Source organism: Sinorhizobium sp. BG8 (genome assembly GCF_016864555.1).
Classification (GTDB): domain Bacteria; phylum Pseudomonadota; class Alphaproteobacteria; order Rhizobiales; family Rhizobiaceae; genus BG8.
In genome coordinates, this window is record NZ_CP044011.1 from 2251970 (window position 1) to 2268800 (window position 16831).

A 16831-nucleotide genomic window follows, 5' to 3' on the forward strand; every position below is an offset into this window, starting at 1 on the left:
TCCAGGATAAGACAATGCACCGTTACCGCAGCCATTCCTGCGCCGCACTCCGCAAGTCCGACGTCGGCTCGACCGCCCGGCTTTCCGGCTGGGTCCACCGCGTTCGCGACCATGGCGGCGTGCTCTTCATCGACCTGCGCGACCACTACGGCATCACCCAGGTCGTCGCCGATCCGGACAGCCCCGCCTTCAAGACCGCCGAGGCGGTCCGCGGCGAGTGGGTCATCCGCATCGACGGCCTGGTGAAGGCGCGCACCGACGACACGATCAACAAGAACATGCCGACCGGCGAGATCGAGCTCTACGCGCAGGAGATCGAAGTTCTCTCTGCTGCGAAGGAGCTTCCGCTGCCGGTCTTCGGCGAGCCGGACTATCCGGAAGACGTGCGCCTGAAGTATCGCTTCCTGGATCTGCGCCGCGAGACGCTGCACAAGAACATCGTCAAGCGCACCCAGATCATCGCCGCCATGCGTCGCCGCATGACCGATGTCGGCTTCACCGAATACTCGACGCCGATCCTGACGGCTTCCTCGCCGGAAGGCGCGCGCGACTTCCTCGTGCCGAGCCGCATCCACGAGGGCACCTTCTACGCGCTGCCTCAGGCGCCGCAGCAGTACAAGCAGCTCCTGATGGTTGCCGGCTTCGACCGCTACTTCCAGATCGCTCCCTGCTTCCGGGACGAGGACCCGCGCGCCGACCGCCTTCCGGGCGAATTCTACCAGCTCGACCTCGAGATGAGCTTCGTCGAGCAGGAAGACGTCTGGAACACGATGGAGCCGGTCATCCGCGGCATCTTCGAGGAGTTTGCAAACGGCAAGCCCGTCACGCAGACGTTCCGTCGCATCGCCTATGACGACGCGATCCGCACCTACGGCTCCGACAAGCCGGACCTGCGCAACCCGATCGAGATGCAGGCGGTCACCGACCATTTCGCCGGTTCCGGCTTCAAGGTCTTCGCCAACATGATCGCCTCCAACCCGAAGGTCGAGGTCTGGGCAATCCCGGCCAGGACCGGTGGTTCGCGCGCCTTCTGCGACCGCATGAACGCCTGGGCCCAGAGCCAGGGCCAGCCCGGTCTCGGCTACATCTTCTGGCGCAAGGAAGGTGACAAGCTCGAGGGCGCAGGCCCGCTCGCCAAGAACATCGGCGAGGAGCGCACCGATGCGATCCGCGTCCAGCTCGGCCTCGAAGACGGCGACGCCTGCTTCTTCGTCGCCGGTGACCCGGCCAAGTTCTACAAGTTCGCAGGTGAAGCCCGCACCAGGGCCGGCGAGGAACTGAACCTCGTCGACCGCGATCGCTTCGAACTCTGCTGGATCGTCGATTTCCCGTTCTTCGAATGGAACGAGGACGAGAAGAAGGTCGACTTCGCCCACAATCCCTTCTCCATGCCGCAGGGCGGCCTCGAGGCGCTCGAAAACCAGGATCCGCTGTCGATCAAGGCCTACCAGTACGACATGGTCTGCAACGGCTTCGAAATCGCGTCGGGCTCGATCCGGAACCAGTCGCCGGAACTGATGGTCAAGGCCTTCGAGAAGGTGGGCCTGAGCCAGGCGGACGTGGAAGAGCGCTTCGGCGGCCTCTACCGCGCCTTCCAGTACGGTGCACCGCCGCACGGCGGCATGGCGGCCGGCATCGACCGCGTGGTCATGCTGCTCGTCGGCGCGAAGAACCTGCGCGAGATCTCGCTGTTCCCGATGAACCAGCAGGCGCAGGACCTGCTGATGGGCGCGCCTTCGCCTGCAACGCCGGCGCAGCTTCGTGAGCTTGCGCTGCGCGTCATTCCGCAGCCGAAGAAGGATTGAGTGCAATGCTGGAGGTGCTGTTCGAACGTGGTCGAGCAGCATTTTCCCGCGCTCTGGCGGCGGCGCTCTCCGCCGCCCTCGCATACTGGCTGGCCCATCTGCTGTTTGGCCAGCCACAGCCGATCTTCGCCGCGATAAGCGCGTTGATCTGTCTCGCCCCCGGCATCGCGAATCATCTGCGGCAGGGCGCGAGCCTCCTCCTCGGCGTGACGATCGGCATTCTCGTCGGCGAGGTGGCCTTCCTCATTCCCTATGACATGGGCGAAATACGCCTGGCCTGCGCCACTTTTCTCGCGATGATGATTGCGTCCCTGTTCGGGCTCGCGGCCGTGGTGCCAATCCAGGCCGGCGCATCGGCCATGCTGGTCCTCTTGCTCGGACCCCAGACCGCCGGGCTCGTCCGGTTCCTCGACGTCATCGTCGGGGTTGCCATCGGTGTCGTCGTGGCGGTCGTTTTCTTCCGGTCGAAGCCTGCCTCTTAAAGCAGCCTTCCTAGGCGAAGACCCCGGGCGAAGCCGGGGCCTTCCGTTTGCGGCCGAAGGCCTACTCGTTGGCGGTTACCGTCACGCCCAGCACCTGCGGAATGGTGTTCGGCGCACCCATGGCGGCACCCATGATCATCGGGAAGGGGACCGGCTTCTCCGGCTCCGCGGTGATCGTCAGGTTCTTCGGGTCGTCGAGGTAGGTGGTCAGCGCCTGCGAGACCTGGTTCTGCAGTTCGGGCATGTTGAGCTGGGCCATCATGAGCGGCACGAGACCCTTCAGCGACTGCGCCATCTGATCTCCGCTGACGCCCTGTTCGGCACCGGCGATCTCGAGCAGCTTCTTGGTGAGCGATGCATCCTCGAAGCTGATGGAGGCGTTGTTGAAGGTCAGCTGCTGGACCAGTCCCATCATGGACATGCCGAGGGCGGCGTTTGCCTCCTCCTTGTTGGGATTGTCCTGCGAGGCCTTCATCGCGTCCTGCATGCCCTTGATGAAATCGGGCGTATAGCCGGAGAGGCCAAGGGAGAGATTGAGACGCCCGAGGTTGGCGAAGTCGAAGGCATACTCGTCGAGCGTCACCTTGCCGCTTGCCAGTTCCCAGCTGCCCTTGACGGTCACTTCGCCCTTGAGCGACTGGATGCCGAGCTTCTGGATCGTGTCCTTCGCCTTCGGATCCTCGACCTGGCTCAGATCGGCATTGATGTCGGAAACCGTCGCGTCGAACTCGATGCCGGCGTCGTTGTCCATCGGCGTGACGTTCGCTTCGATGCCGGAGAGCGAGAAGACCTGCTTGCCCTTCTCGGACAGGGTGACGGAGCCGGCGCTTGCGGACTCGTACATCAGAAGCGAGTCGAGCGTGTTGTCAGGCTCACCGGCCGGAATGGCAACGCCGGTCAGCTGCAGATCGTTGGCGACGATCGTCGTGTCGTTTTCCGTCTGGTTGATGTCCGGAAACGCAACCGTGTCGATCGTGTAGCCGCCCTCGCCATCTTCCTTGACACCGTCGAGCGTCACGTCGCCGATCTGTGCCGTCTTGCCGTCGCTCGACTTGACGTTTACGCCCTTGAGCGTGATCGTCGATCCTGCCACGTCGGCGTTGGCATAACCGACCGTGAAGCCGCTGGCGGCATAGCTCGCGTTCAGTTTGCTGACGAGGTCCGCGCCGTCGAGTGCGAAAGCCGGACCTGACAGCAGAACGAGCGAGGCACTCGCCAGCAGAGGGCGGAAGGTACGATTTCGAAGCATTTGGGGTCTCTCTTTCCTGGAAATCGGATGGCGGTATGTCCGCCCCGCCTCATATACGGAATTCCTTGCGAATATATTCTCGCCCGCACAGCAGTCTCAGACAAATGTGGCGATATTTCCGGGCTTTCGAATGGCTGTCGCGGGAAGCTATCCACAGCCGAATCGCCCGGTTTCCTTGCCGCGAATCGGACTAGGAGCTAGTCAAGTCCCATGGGACAAAACACTTTGCCGCCGGATGGCGGAGACGACCACATCCTGCCAGTCGATCTGAAGGCGGCGCTCGAAGAGCGCTACCTCGCATACGCGCTTTCGACCATCATGCACCGCGCTCTGCCGGACGTTCGCGACGGCCTGAAGCCGGTGCATCGCCGCATCGTCTACGCGATGAGCGAGATGGGCCTGCGCTCGAACACGGCGTTCCGCAAGTCCGCCAAGATCGTCGGCGAGGTGATGGGTAACTTCCACCCGCACGGCGACCAGTCGATCTACGACGCGCTGGTGCGCCTGGCACAGGACTTCTCCGTCCGCTATCCGCTCGTCAACGGGCAGGGGAACTTCGGCAACATCGATGGCGATAGCGCAGCCGCCATGCGCTACACCGAATCCAAGATGACGCCGGTCGCCGAGCTCCTGCTCGAAGGGACGGACGAGGACGCGGTCGACTTCCGCGATACCTACGACGAATCGAATTCCGAGCCGACCGTTCTTCCGGGCGCCTTCCCGAACCTGCTGGCAAACGGCTCCTCCGGCATCGCCGTCGGCATGGCGACCTCGATCCCGCCGCACAATGCGCACGAGCTCTGCGACGCGGCGCTGCATCTCATCCGCCATCCGGATGCGACGGTCGAGAAGCTCGTCGAGTTCGTTCCGGGTCCGGATTTCCCGACGGGCGGCATCATCATCGACGGCCGCGAGAGCATCATCGAGAGTTACAAGACGGGCCGCGGAGGTTTCCGGGTCCGCGCCAAGTGGGAGACCGAAGATCTCGGGCGCGGCGGTTATCAGATCGTGGTCACCGAGATCCCGTTCCAGGTGCAGAAGTCGCGGCTGATCGAGAAGATCGCCGAGTTGCTGATCGCGCGTAAGCTGCCGTTGCTCGAGGATATCCGCGACGAGTCGGCGGAAGACGTGCGTGTGGTGCTGGTGCCCAAGAGCCGTTCGGTCGATCCGACGATCCTCATGGAGTCGATGTTCAAGTTGACCGAACTGGAAAGCCGGTTCCCGCTCAACATGAACGTGCTCTCGATGGGCCGCATTCCGCGGGTCATGGCGCTGAACGAGGTTCTGAAGGAGTGGCTGGATCACCGCCGCGACGTTCTGATCCGGCGTTCGCGCTTCCGTCTCGCGGCGATCGAAAGGCGGCTGGAGATCCTCGGCGGCCTGCTGATCGCCTATCTGAACATCGACGAGGTCATCCGCATCATCCGCGAGGAGGATGAGCCGAAGCCGGTGATGATCGAGCGCTTCAGCCTGACGGACATTCAGGCCGAGGCGATCCTCAATATGCGGCTGCGCTCTTTGCGCAAGCTCGAGGAGTTCGAGATCCGCAAGGAATTCGATGCCCTCACGCAGGAGAAGGCGGACATCGAGGCGCTGCTTGCGTCCGATGACAAGCAGTGGCAGACCGTCGCCTGGGAAATCGGCGAGGTGAAGAAGAAGTTCGCCAAGGCAACCGAACTCGGCCGCCGCCGCACGCAGTTCGCCGAAGCGCCGCAGGCCGACGAGGAGGCCATCCAGCAGGCCATGATCGAGAAGGAGCCGATCACGGTCGTCGTCTCCGAGAAGGGCTGGATCCGGGCGCTCAAGGGGCACATGTCCGATACGTCCAGCCTGCAGTTCAAGGAGGGCGATGCGCTGAAGGTCGCCTTCACGGCGCAGACGACCGACAAGATCCTGCTGGTGACCACGGGCGGAAAGGCCTACACGCTGGGCGGCGACAAGCTGCCGGGCGGTCGAGGTCACGGCGAGCCGCTGCGCATCATCGTGGACATGGAAAACGACCAGGACGTCCTTACCGCCTTCGTGCACGACCCGTCGGCAAAGGTCGTCATCGCCTCGCGCCAGGGCAATGGCTTTGTCATCGCCGAAACCGAGATGATCGCCAACACCCGCAAGGGCAGGCAGATCATGAACGTGTCCATGCCGGATGAAACCGCGCTGGTCGTGCCGGTGCGCGGGGACCACGTCGCCGTCGTCGGCGAGAACCGCAAGATGCTGATCTTCCCGCTGCACCAGCTGCCGGAAATGACGCGCGGCAAGGGCGTGCGCCTGCAGCGCTACAAGGACGGCGGCGTCTCCGACATCCGCTGCTTCGCAATGGCCGACGGCTTGAGCTGGGACGACAGCGCCGGGCGCAATTTCGTGCGCAGCAAGGAAGAACTGGCAGAGTGGATAGCCGACCGCGCCAGCGCCGGACGCACCGTTCCCAAGGGCTTCCCGAGGAGCGGAAAGTTCAGCGGATAGCGCGGTATGCCCGTTCGGTCCTGTCCGACAAGGGCGAGGATGAACACGTCAGGCACTGACGCCGCGGTCAACCGGTAAACGGGAACTCCGCGGCGGCATCCGCCGCACGAACCGCCTTCGATTTGCTCCGCATCTGCCACAGCGAATGGGCAAGGAGCGCCGCGATCAGAATTGAGCCGCCGACAACCGTCTGGCTCGAAGGTGTCTCCGCGAAGATGATCCAGACCCAGATGGGTGCCAGCACCGTTTCAAGCAGATAGAACATGCCGACTTCCGGCGCCGAAAGGTAGCGAGGACCGGTGGCGAGGCAGAAGAAGGCCAGCGGGATCATCACCAGCCCGTTGAAGAGAATGAAACCCGGCCTTGCGATCTCGAGGCCGCCCGCAGGAATGAGAAGCAGTGCGATCGTGCCGGGGAAAATCGCCGTCACGAGGGGCACCAGTCCCATCGCATGACCGCTCCTGCGGCTTATCGTGATTGCGGAGGCGAGGAGCAGGGCCGATGAGGCCGCCATGAGGTCGCCGAATATATTGCCGCTCGCAAATCCGTCGTGAACGATCAGGGCGACGCCCGCGACCATCGCGCCCATCGTGAGCAGGGTGGCATTGGACGGTCGTTCTCCCAGGAAGATCCACGAGAGAATCGCGGCGAACATCGACGTGAAAGCCAGGATGAACACGACATTCGCCGTCGACGTGTTGAAGACGGCGAGCACGAAGGTGAGCGAGTTGATGCCGTAGAGAATGCCGGCCACAAGTCCGATACGCCCGGGAACGAGCGGGATAGGTCGCCTCACTGCGAAACGGAGAAATGTCCAGACCGCCAGCGCGACCAGGAACGTGGCAAAGCTTCTGGCTGCAAGGATTGACCAGACATCGCCGTTCGACGAGCGAATCAACGGAATGTCGAAGGAGAGAGCGAGGCCGCCGATGGCCGTAATCAGGAGGCCCTTGCGGTGAAGGGCAGGATCGGTGAGCGTGGACAAGAGAAGTTCCAGGTTCGGGCGAGGGGCTTCCCAAGCTCAATCGCTCAGGATGTTTCCTCGCCGTTATAGCGCTCCCAACCGCGCGCCATAAGGTGCTCCTGCGGCAAAAATCGTTTCTTATAGTCCATCTTCCGCGAACCCTTCACCCAGTAGCCGAGATAGACGTGCGGCAGCCCGAGCGCCCGGGCCCGGCGGATGTGGTCGAGAATCATGAAGGTACCGAGCGAGCGGTCGACGAGTTCGGGATTGTAGAAGGAGTAAACCATCGACAGTCCATCATTCATCCGGTCGGTAAGGGCTACGGCTACGAGCTCCCCGCGTGGTTTCTCGTCGATCCCCGCGCCCTCCTGGCGGACCCTGTACTCGATGATCTTCGTATGAACATGGGTATCCTCGACCATCATCGCATAGTCGAGCACGGACATGTCGGACATGCCACCTTTCTGGTGGCGGGCATCCAGATAGTGGCGGAAGAGGGAGTACTGTTCGCTCGACGGCTCGGCAGGATACTCGTGCGCAATCAGGTCGGCATTGCCGGCGGTGACGCGCCGCATGGACCGCGTCGGTTTGAATTCGTTCGCGAGAATGCGCACCGAGATGCAGGCCCGGCAGGTTTCGCAGGCGGGCCGATAGGCGATGTTCTGCGATCGGCGGAAGCCACCCTGGGTCAGGAGGTCGTTAAGTTCCGGCGCACGCTCCCCGACGAGGTGGGTGAAGACCTTTCGTTCCATCTCATGCGGCAGATAGGGACAGGCCGCGGGTGCGGTGAGATAGAATTGGGGTGAAGGTGCAGCCTGCGTATTCATCTGCCGCGGGGCGACTCCGTCGTTTACTTCGCGTTACCAATAGCATTGGCGCAAGCGGGAAAAAGGTCAACAGTCCCGCATGCGACAATCGCAACTTGCCCTTAATATCCGTTCTGGCGACCCGATAAGGTCCAAAGCGTTTCGCGATCTCTGGGAGTCGCCGTCCCGCTTTGACTACCGATTCCTGCTGACATCCGTGTTCCGGAACCGGTGACCGGACCCGGCAGACACGCCTTAGAAAGGCGAGCGTCGCACCATGACGGTGCCGAGCAGAAGGTCGTGCAGCAGGCGGCCCCTGTCGGTGAACAGGCCGATCAGCATGACGAACGGCGTCAGCACGGCATTACCGATCCAGAAGAGCACGAGGTGGACGATCGCGGTCAGAAAATCGATCGGCCTACCATCGGTCCGGGCGAGGGCGAGCCCCATCACGTTCATGCCGACCGATGCCTGGTTCGCGCCACCCACCGTGAGGCCGAAGTAAAGCATGGCCACGATGGCGAAGAGCGCCGGGTACAGGAAGAAGCCGAGGCCGAGTGTCAGTATGCCGAGGAAGAACACGACCACGGCTGCAGGAACCCAGAGCAGCGCGATGATCGCGTAGTCGAGCAGAAATGCGAATATCCGGCGCGACAGGACGCCGCGATAGGCGCGCCAGTCGGTGCTCGGTACGCGAATCTGGTCAAGGTCTGCGTTCATTGCGGGTTCTCCATTTGAGTACACCGCTAGCATATGGTGTCGATTTTTCGGAAAGCAACACAGGTCGCAGGCCTCAGCCCCGCGCGGCCAGCGACCGGGCCACGTCCATCGCGAAATAAGTGAGGATCCCGTCGCAGCCGGCCCGCTTGAAGGCGAGCAGGGTCTCCATCATCGCGGCATCGCCATCGATCCAGCCATTCATGGCTGCCGCCTTGATCTGCGCGTATTCGCCCGAGACCTGATAGGCGAAGACCGGCAGGCCGAAGGCTTCCTTGATCCGCCAACAGATGTCGAGATAGGGGAGGCCCGGCTTGACCATCAGCATGTCCGCGCCTTCCTCGACATCGAGCGCCGCGTCGCGGACCGCTTCCGTGCCGTTGGCGGGATCAATGTAGTAGGTCTTCTTGTCGCCCTTGAGCAGGCCGCCAGTCCCGATCGCATCGCGATAGGGGCCGTAGAAGGCGGATGCGAACTTGGTCGCATAGGACATGATGCCGACATCCTGGTGGCCGGCCCCGTCGAGCGCGCGCCGGATCGCGCCGATCCGTCCGTCCATCATCTCTGACGGGGAAATGATGTCGGAACCGGCGTCCGCCTGGATGACAGCCGCCCGGGCGACCTGTTCCACCGTTTCGTCGTTGACGATCACGCCTTCGCGCAGGATTCCGTCATGACCGTGGCTGGTGAAAGGGTCGAGCGCGACGTCGGTGATCACGCCGATCTGAGGCACGGCCTTTTTCAGCGCGCGCGTCGCCTCGTTGATGAGGTTGTCGGCGGCAAGAATGTTGGAGCCCGTCAGGTCGCGCAGCGACATGTCGATGTTCGGAAAGGTCGCGATGGAGGGAATTCCGAGATCGGCCGCTTCCTTCGCTGCCTCGACCAGCCTGTCGATGCTCATCCGGTTCACGCCCGGCATGGCCGATATGGGCTCGACCACATTGGTGCCCGGTACGATGAAGACCGGCCATATGAGATCGTCGACCGTCACGCGATTCTCCCGAACCATGCGCCGCGTCCAGTCCGCCTTGCGGTTGCGGCGCATCCGGCGGCGCCCGGTGATCTCGTCGACGATGCTAGTCTTGCCGGTCATGAGCCGTTTCCTTGCCTTTCCTGCCATTGTGCGCCTCTTATCACGCCGGTTCGTGCAATCCAAACCAGCTTTTCGGGGTGCCAATGCGGCATTTGGCCCCGGGAGAAAACTTTGCGCCTTTATGCATTCAAGTGGGCTGATATGGTTCCGGGCATGCTTTCTGATTCTCCAAAAGTGCCGAGGCAGACGCTGACGCAGATGCTGTTCGCGGTGTTCCTGCGGCTCGTCGCGGTGGGCTGCATCTGGTTCGCGCTGCAATACTGGGCGATGCTGACGGGGTTCAGTTTCGGGGGCAAGGGACGATTCGACCTGCTGCCATCCGCCTGGAAGGCGGCCTATACGGCGCTCGCCGTCCTCTTCCCGGTCGCGGCAGTCGGGCTGTGGCTGCTCGTCTCCTGGGGGCCTGTGGTCTGGGTCATCGCGGCGGCGACGGAAATCGCCATGCACGAGGTCTATCCGTCCATCTTCGGCATCAACCGGCTGCTGGTTTTCACCCATATAGCGGTGGCGGTCGTCTTCATCCTGTTCCGCCTCGTCATCTTCGTGCAACAGCGCAAGCAAGCGAAGGCGGTAAGAACTGATTCACCGTGAGACAGGCTCTGTGGAAGGTAAGGTGCCGTTAAGCCTGCGGTTTAAGTAGAATTTTAGACGCATTCGATAGGGTCTCACTCAAGGCGGGAAGAAAAGACACCGCCAAACAAAACAGTGAGGCAGTAACATGAACACCAAGATGAAGCCGCAGGCCGCCGCAATCGATACTCAGGAAGATGCGATCCGTGCCCTGTACCTGGAATCCCTGCATCTCGTCGAACGCCTTCACCGTCGTCTGCTTGACGTGATCAAGGACGAGTTCGACCGTTCCGGCCGCTCGGACGTCAACGCCATCCAGGCTCTCCTGCTTTTCAACATCGGAAACTCGGAGCTGACCGCCGGCGAGCTTCGCTCGCGTGGCTACTATCTTGGCTCCAACGTTTCCTACAACGTCAAGAAGCTGGTCGACCTCGGGTTCATCAACCACCAGCGCTCGCGCATCGACCGCCGCTCCGTCCGCATCAGCCTGACCGACAGCGGCCAGGAAGTCGCAGAGACCGTCGCCGGCCTGTACGAACGCCATATCGGCTCGATCCAGAAGGTCGGCGGAATTGGCGAGAACGAGTTCACCCAGATGAACAAGCTGCTCCAGCGTCTTGATCGCTTCTGGAACGACTCGATCCTCTATCGCCTCTGAATCATTACCCAATCTCCAGTCGAAGGCCGGACGCGTTCCCTGCGCGTCCGGCTTTTTACGTCGCTACACTTTGCTGTGATTGCGCATTCCCGGAGATTGGCCGGGACACGAATTGGCCATATTGCTGTGAGACCGAGCAAGGTGCTGGGGGCATGTCTGCAAGACATAGCCGGTTTCGGTTTGTTAACCCTGTCAGTGTTATTGGCACCGGTAGCGAAACCTCGGATCCTCGATCTGGGGTGCGTTGGCCGCGCATCGTGGCCGTAGAGAATGGTAGGTTAGATGTCTCGCAAAAACGGAATTGATGTGTTCTCCCGCCGCGCGTTCCTGCGTACGGCGGCAACGATAGGTGCGGCGGCGGTCGCCGGCAAGGCGGCGGCGCAGAGCGCAATCGACGAGATCATCAACGCGCCCAGGCGCGGCAACTGGGACGACCAGTTCGACGCGAAGGCATCGCGCACCGCCACGGCCGTCGTTTCCAACAACCCGATCTTCGGACCAGGTTCGGCCGGGCACATCCAGCAGGCGATCTTCGACTACCAGAACATCGTTGCCAACGGCGGCTGGCCGCAGGTCAACGCTGGGCAGAAGCTCGAAATCGGCGTTTCCGATCCGGCTGTGCAGCAGCTTCGCCAGCGCCTGATCATTTCCGGCGACCTTCCGCGTTCGGCAGGCATTTCCAGCTCCTTCGATTCCTACGTCGACGGAGCCGTCAAGCGCTTCCAGGCCCGCCACGGCCTCCCGGCGGACGGTGTGCTCGGCGAATACACGCTGAAGGCGATGAACGTTCCGGCGGACATCCGCCTTGCGCAGCTCCAGACGAACCTCGTTCGCATTCAGGCGATGTCGGGCGACCTCGGCCGCCGTTTCGTCATGGTCAACATCCCGGCCGCCTATATCGAAGCGGTGGAGAACAACCGGGTGGCGCTGCGCCATACGGCGATCGTCGGCAAGATCGATCGGCAGTCGCCGATCCTGAACTCCAAGATCTATGAAGTGATCCTCAATCCCTACTGGACCGCCCCGCGCTCGATCGTCCAGAAGGACATCGTGCCGCTGATGCGCAAGGATCCGACCTACCTCACGCGCAACGCCATCCGCCTGATCGACGGCAACGGCAACGAAGTCGCGCCGGAGACGATCGACTGGAACGCCGAGAAGGCGCCGGACCTGATGTTCCGCCAGGACCCGGGCAAGATCAACGCGATGTCGTCCACGAAGATCAACTTCCACAACGAGCATGCGGTCTACATGCACGACACGCCCCAGCAGGGCCTGTTCAACAAGCTGATGCGATTCGAGTCCTCGGGCTGCGTGCGCGTGCAGAACGTGCGCGACCTCTCGACCTGGCTCCTCAAGGAGACGCCGGGCTGGTCCCGTTCGCAGATCGAGGCGACCATCCGCGCCGGCAACAACACGCCGATCAAGCTTGCGGAAGAGGTTCCGGTCTATTTCGTCTACGTGACCGCCTGGTCGGCGAAGGACCGCGTCGTCCAGTTCCGTGACGACATCTACCAGCGCGACGGCGAGGAGCAGCTGGCGCTGCAGACCAACATCGGCGTCGAGCGGGGCCCTGTCGACGACGACGCCCTGCCGCAGTAAGCGCATGCAGGCGGCCCGTCGGCCGCGACATTTCACGTATTTTGGACGACCTCCCGAAAGGGGGGTCGTTTTTGTGTCAAAGGCTGGTTGGAAATGGCGCAATCCGTACAGCGGATATTGCCCTTGCCATGCGAGGAAGTTAAAGACTTGCCACCGACCTCAAGGAGCCTTCAGGATGAGCCATTCTTCCGCCACGGACGTATTCTTCAGCCGCTCTCTCGCCCAAACGGATCCGGAGATCTTCGGCGCAATCGAGAAGGAACTCGGTCGCCAGCGCCATGAGATCGAACTGATCGCTTCCGAAAACATCGTGTCGCGCGCCGTGCTCGAAGCGCAGGGCTCGATCATGACGAACAAGTATGCCGAGGGCTACCCGGGCAAGCGCTACTATGGCGGCTGCCAGTTCGTCGACATTGCCGAGGAGCTCGCCATCGAGCGCGCCAAGAAGCTGTTCGGCGTCAACTTCGCCAACGTTCAGCCGAATTCCGGTTCGCAGATGAACCAGGCCGTGTTCCTGGCGCTCCTGCAGCCGGGCGACACCTTCATGGGCCTCGACCTCAACTCGGGCGGCCACCTGACGCACGGCTCGCCGGTCAACATGTCCGGCAAGTGGTTCAACGTCATCTCCTACGGCGTGCGTGAAGACGACCATCTGCTCGACATGGACGATGTCGCGAAGAAGGCGCGCGAGCACAAGCCGAAGCTGATCATCGCCGGCGGCACCGCCTATTCCCGTATCTGGGACTGGAAGCGCTTCCGCGAGATCGCCGATGAAGTCGGCGCCTACCTGATGGTCGACATGGCCCACATTGCCGGCCTCGTCGCCGGTGACCAGCATCCGTCGCCGTTCCCGCATTGCCATGTCGCCACCACGACGACCCACAAGTCGCTCCGCGGTCCGCGCGGCGGCGTCGTGCTGACGAACGACGAGGATATCGCCAAGAAAATCAACTCGGCAGTCTTCCCGGGCCTGCAGGGCGGCCCGCTGATGCACATCATCGCCGCCAAGGCCGTCGCCTTCGGTGAAGCACTGCAGCCGGAGTTCAAGGACTATGCCGCGCAGATCGTCAAGAACGCCAAGACGCTTGCCGAAACGCTGAAGGCCGGCGGTCTCGACATCGTTTCGGGCGGCACCGACAACCACCTGATGCTCGTCGACCTGCGCAAGAAGAACGCCACCGGCAAGCGCGCCGAGGCTGCACTCGGCCGCGGCTACATCACCTGCAACAAGAACGGCATTCCCTTCGATCCGGAAAAGCCCTTCGTCACCTCGGGTGTTCGTCTCGGCACGCCTGCCGGCACCACCCGCGGCTTCAAGGAAGCCGAATTCAAGGAAATCGGCAACCTGATCGTCGAGGTTCTCGACGGCCTGAAGGCGGCCAATTCCGACGAGGGCAATGCTTCGGTCGAGGCGGCCGTACGGGAGAAGGTGGTGAAGCTCACCGACCGCTTCCCGATGTACCCCTACATGTAAGGAGCGCCGATGCGCTGCCCGTACTGCGCCTCCGAAGACACGCAAGTGAAGGATTCCCGTCCTGCAGAGGACGGGACCGCCATTCGCCGCCGCCGCATCTGTCCCGATTGCGGCGGTCGGTTCACGACCTTCGAGCGGGTGCAGTTGCGCGAGCTGATGGTGATCAAGAAGACTGGACGCAAGGCGCCTTTCGATCGTGACAAGCTCATGCGGTCGTTCGAAATCGCCTTGCGCAAGCGACCGGTCGACCGCGACCGGATCGAGCGCGCCGTATCCGGCATCGTGCGCCGGCTGGAAAGCTCGGGCGAGACCGAAATCTCGTCGGAGGAAATCGGCCTGCAGGTGCTTGAAGCCTTGAAGGCGCTGGATGACGTTGCCTTCGTCCGCTACGCCTCGGTCTATCGCGACTTCTCGCATGTCGACGACTTCGAGAAGATCCTTTCCGAGGTCGAGGCGAAGATCGCGCGCGATCCCGGGGCGGACAGATAGACATGACCGGGGCGGGCGCAGACGAACGCTTCATGGCGGCAGCCATCCGCCTCAGCCGCAACCACCTTGGACTGACCTCGACGAACCCGTCGGTAGCGTGCCTCATCGTCAAGGATGGTGTCGTCATCGGCTCGGCTGTTACGGCGCGGGGAGGGCGACCTCACGCGGAAACCCAGGCGCTCGCGGAAGCGGGCCCAGCGGCCCGTGGCGCGACTGCCTATGTCACGCTCGAACCGTGCTCCCATCACGGCAAGACGCCGCCCTGCGCCGATGCGCTCATCGCAGCCGGCATCACGCGCGTGGTCGTCTCGGTCCCCGATCCCGACGAACGTGTCGCCGGACGCGGGTTCGCGATGCTTCGCGAGGCGGGGATTGCAGTCGAGACGGGCGTTCTGGAAGCCGAGGGCCGCCGGACGCTCGCAGGATACCTCATGCGGCAGACGAAGAAACGCCCGCATGTGACTCTCAAGCTTGCCGTTTCGGCCGATGGCATGATCGGTCGCCTGGGAGCAGGGCAGATCGCGATTTCCGGGCCGGTGTCGCGCGGTCAGGTTCAGGTGCTGCGCGCCGAAAGCGACGCGATCCTGGTCGGGATTGGAACGGCCGTCGCCGACGATCCGGAACTGACTGTTCGCCTGCCGGGCCTTGAGGAGCGCTCGCCGGTCCGCATCGTTCTCGACGCACTCCTGGAACTGCCGCCAGAAGGCAAGCTGGTGAAGTCGGCGGGAAGCGTTCCGGTCATCGTTGCTGCAGACACGCCGCCGGGCTTCGATAACAGCACGGACCCTGCCTTTCAGGTCCGTCGAGAAGCGCTGATCCAGGCCGGGGTCGAGACTTTGCTCTGCAATCCGCGGGATCTCTGCGAATTGCTGGAGGCACTGGCCTCGAGAAATATTTCCACCCTTCTGGTGGAGGGCGGTGCACGGACCGCCCAGAGGTTCCTCGATTCCGGTCTCGTCGACCGCATTATTCTGTTCGGCGCTCCGGGGACGATTGGACTTGGCGGCATCGCATCCCCATGTGTGCCGGGCCGTGCGCCAGCAGGATTTTCACTCCGGCGCACCATGCAGTTTGGCCCGGACCTTTGCGAAGAATACGAAAGAGACAACTGATGTTCACCGGCATAGTCACCGATATTGGCACCGTGGAGAAAGTCACCCCCATGAACGAGGGTGTCCGGCTTCGCGTGCGTACCAGCTACGACCCGTCCACGATCGACATGGGCGCCTCGATCTCGCACTCGGGGACCTGCCTGACCGTAACGGCTCTTCCTGAGACCGGTTCGAACGAGCGCTGGTTCGAGGTCGAGGCCTGGGAGGAGGCACTTCGGCTGACGACGATCGCCGGATGGAATTCCGGTACGCGGGTCAATCTCGAGCGGTCGCTCAAGATCGGCGACGAACTCGGCGGACATATCGTCTCCGGCCACGTGGATGGGAAGGCGGAAATCCTCACGATCGAGGCTGAGGGCGACGCAACGCGCTTCCGGCTGCGTGCGCCCGCAGGGCTCGAGCGTTTCGTGGCACCGAAGGGCTCCGTCGCTCTCGACGGGACTTCGCTCACCGTCAATTCGGTGAAAGGTGCGGATTTCGACGTGCTTTTGATCCGCCATACGCTCGAAGTCACGACCTGGGGCGAGCGCAAGGCCGGCGACTTCGTCAACTTCGAGGTCGACACGATGGCGCGTTATGCCGCAAGGCTGGCGGAGTTCCCGGTGGCGAAGGCGGAGTAGGAGAGGGCAGGCGCCGGCCACCCGCCGCAGAAAGTCAGGCGCCCGGCTCTCCGTCCCAATAGTCCACAGCGCTTTCGGTGCGTCCGATGTAGCGGAACCGGGCTTTCGCCTCGCCCGGGATGCGTGTCTTGGCCAGGAACTTTCCGGAATCCGGGTATTCGCAGATTTCCGTCGCGGCCATGGTCGAGATGGAAAGGTATTTCAGCGGTTCGCTGCCCGTGTTGATGAGATGGTGGGCCGTTTCCGGGCCGCCAGCCGGTGCCCCGAGGATATCGCCGGGGCCGACCTCGTAGCGCTCGTTGCCAAACCGATAGGTGCCTTCTCCCTCGAGGATGATGAACAGCTCCTCCTCGACATGGTGATTGTGGAACGGGCAGCCGGCCTTGCCGGCCGGAACCTCGCCGTAACCTATGCCAAGGTTCGTCAGTCCGAGGTGCGCGCCGAATGAGACGTCACGCGACTCGAAGAAGCTACCCTGCCGCCAGTGCTCGAGTTCGAGGTTTCCGGGTCGTATGACCGGTGACGCCTTGGTTTTCATGTCTGGTTCCTCACTGGGCGACCGCGGAAGGGCGCTCTCGAAAATGTGATTGCGGACGCACCCGGAAATTGCCGAACCGCAGGCGGAAAATGTGTTCAACGCTCGGATTCCGCAGCAAAATCACGGGGGTCATCTACCTCACGTAACGATATGGATACTTGTTTGCCGCTAGCGTCACGCTAGGGTGCA

The 16831-nt window shown here is 62.7% G+C and carries 16 protein-coding genes; 10 read left to right on the forward strand and 6 right to left on the reverse strand.

Going from position 1 to position 16831, the window contains the following annotated elements; translation table 11 throughout:
- Positions 1-14: 14 nt before the first annotated feature.
- Both aspS and F3Y30_RS10545 read left to right on the forward strand, forming a co-directional pair.
- Positions 15-1805 carry an aspartate--tRNA ligase gene (aspS, locus tag F3Y30_RS10540; protein ID WP_203426413.1) on the forward strand — a complete coding sequence of 597 codons (1791 nt, stop codon included), beginning with the start codon at positions 15-17 and terminating at the stop codon, positions 1803-1805.
- A 5-nt stretch (positions 1806-1810) separates the two neighbouring features.
- Complete coding sequence (locus F3Y30_RS10545; protein WP_203426414.1) at positions 1811-2287, forward strand: FUSC family protein; 477 nt, start codon at positions 1811-1813, stop codon at positions 2285-2287.
- 61 nt (positions 2288-2348) lie between these two features.
- Here the strand turns inward: F3Y30_RS10545 and F3Y30_RS10550 are convergent, their stop codons facing one another.
- Positions 2349-3536 carry a hypothetical protein gene (locus tag F3Y30_RS10550; RefSeq protein ID WP_203426415.1) on the reverse strand — a complete coding sequence of 396 codons (1188 nt, stop codon included), beginning with the start codon at positions 3534-3536 and terminating at the stop codon, positions 2349-2351.
- A 210-nt stretch (positions 3537-3746) separates the two neighbouring features.
- Between F3Y30_RS10550 and parC the strand changes: the two genes are divergently transcribed.
- Positions 3747-5999, forward strand: a complete 2253-nt coding sequence (gene parC, locus F3Y30_RS10555; RefSeq protein WP_203426416.1) for a DNA topoisomerase IV subunit A — start codon at positions 3747-3749, stop codon at positions 5997-5999.
- Positions 6000-6066: 67 nt separating this feature from the next.
- On the opposite strand, the gene F3Y30_RS10560 is transcribed toward parC, so the two are convergent.
- The 4 genes from F3Y30_RS10560 to hemB all read right to left on the reverse strand — a co-directional run bounded on the left by F3Y30_RS10560 (position 6067) and on the right by hemB (position 9579).
- Entirely contained in the window at positions 6067-6984 is a 918-nt protein-coding gene (locus F3Y30_RS10560) for a DMT family transporter (RefSeq protein ID WP_203426417.1), read from the reverse strand.
- A gap of 44 nt (positions 6985-7028) precedes the next feature.
- Positions 7029-7790 (reverse strand): arginyltransferase, encoded by a 762-nt coding sequence (locus F3Y30_RS10565; protein ID WP_203426418.1) that lies wholly within the window; start codon positions 7788-7790, stop codon positions 7029-7031.
- Between the two features lie 234 nt (positions 7791-8024).
- Positions 8025-8489: an RDD family protein gene (locus F3Y30_RS10570; protein ID WP_203426419.1), complete on the reverse strand. Its 465-nt coding sequence runs from the start codon at positions 8487-8489 to the stop codon at positions 8025-8027.
- A 73-nt stretch (positions 8490-8562) separates the two neighbouring features.
- Positions 8563-9579, reverse strand: coding sequence for a porphobilinogen synthase (gene hemB / locus F3Y30_RS10575; protein ID WP_203426420.1), 1017 nt, complete (start codon positions 9577-9579; stop codon positions 8563-8565).
- A gap of 141 nt (positions 9580-9720) precedes the next feature.
- On the opposite strand from hemB, the gene F3Y30_RS10580 reads away from it, so the two are divergent.
- The 7 genes from F3Y30_RS10580 to F3Y30_RS10610 all read left to right on the forward strand — a co-directional run bounded on the left by F3Y30_RS10580 (position 9721) and on the right by F3Y30_RS10610 (position 16104).
- Positions 9721-10170, forward strand: coding sequence for a DUF6163 family protein (locus tag F3Y30_RS10580; RefSeq protein WP_348649869.1), 450 nt, complete (start codon positions 9721-9723; stop codon positions 10168-10170).
- Positions 10171-10297: 127 nt separating this feature from the next.
- On the forward strand, positions 10298-10807 hold the full coding sequence (locus F3Y30_RS10585) for a MarR family winged helix-turn-helix transcriptional regulator (protein WP_203426422.1): 510 nt from the start codon (positions 10298-10300) through the stop codon (positions 10805-10807).
- A 282-nt stretch (positions 10808-11089) separates the two neighbouring features.
- Positions 11090-12409 carry a L,D-transpeptidase family protein gene (locus tag F3Y30_RS10590; RefSeq protein ID WP_203426423.1) on the forward strand — a complete coding sequence of 440 codons (1320 nt, stop codon included), beginning with the start codon at positions 11090-11092 and terminating at the stop codon, positions 12407-12409.
- 175 nt (positions 12410-12584) lie between these two features.
- Entirely contained in the window at positions 12585-13883 is a 1299-nt protein-coding gene (gene glyA, locus F3Y30_RS10595; RefSeq protein WP_203422718.1) for a serine hydroxymethyltransferase, read from the forward strand.
- A 9-nt stretch (positions 13884-13892) separates the two neighbouring features.
- Entirely contained in the window at positions 13893-14372 is a 480-nt protein-coding gene (gene nrdR, locus F3Y30_RS10600; protein ID WP_203422719.1) for a transcriptional regulator NrdR, read from the forward strand.
- A gap of 2 nt (positions 14373-14374) precedes the next feature.
- Positions 14375-15484: a bifunctional diaminohydroxyphosphoribosylaminopyrimidine deaminase/5-amino-6-(5-phosphoribosylamino)uracil reductase RibD gene (ribD, locus tag F3Y30_RS10605; RefSeq protein ID WP_203422720.1), complete on the forward strand. Its 1110-nt coding sequence runs from the start codon at positions 14375-14377 to the stop codon at positions 15482-15484.
- Positions 15484-16104, forward strand: a complete 621-nt coding sequence (locus F3Y30_RS10610) for a riboflavin synthase (RefSeq protein ID WP_203422721.1) — start codon at positions 15484-15486, stop codon at positions 16102-16104. The genes ribD and F3Y30_RS10610 overlap by 1 nt, the downstream gene beginning before the upstream one ends.
- A 34-nt stretch (positions 16105-16138) precedes the next feature.
- Here F3Y30_RS10610 and F3Y30_RS10615 read toward each other — a convergent pair whose 3' ends face one another.
- Positions 16139-16642, reverse strand: a complete 504-nt coding sequence (locus F3Y30_RS10615) for a cupin domain-containing protein (protein ID WP_203422722.1) — start codon at positions 16640-16642, stop codon at positions 16139-16141.
- Positions 16643-16831 lie beyond the last annotated feature (189 nt).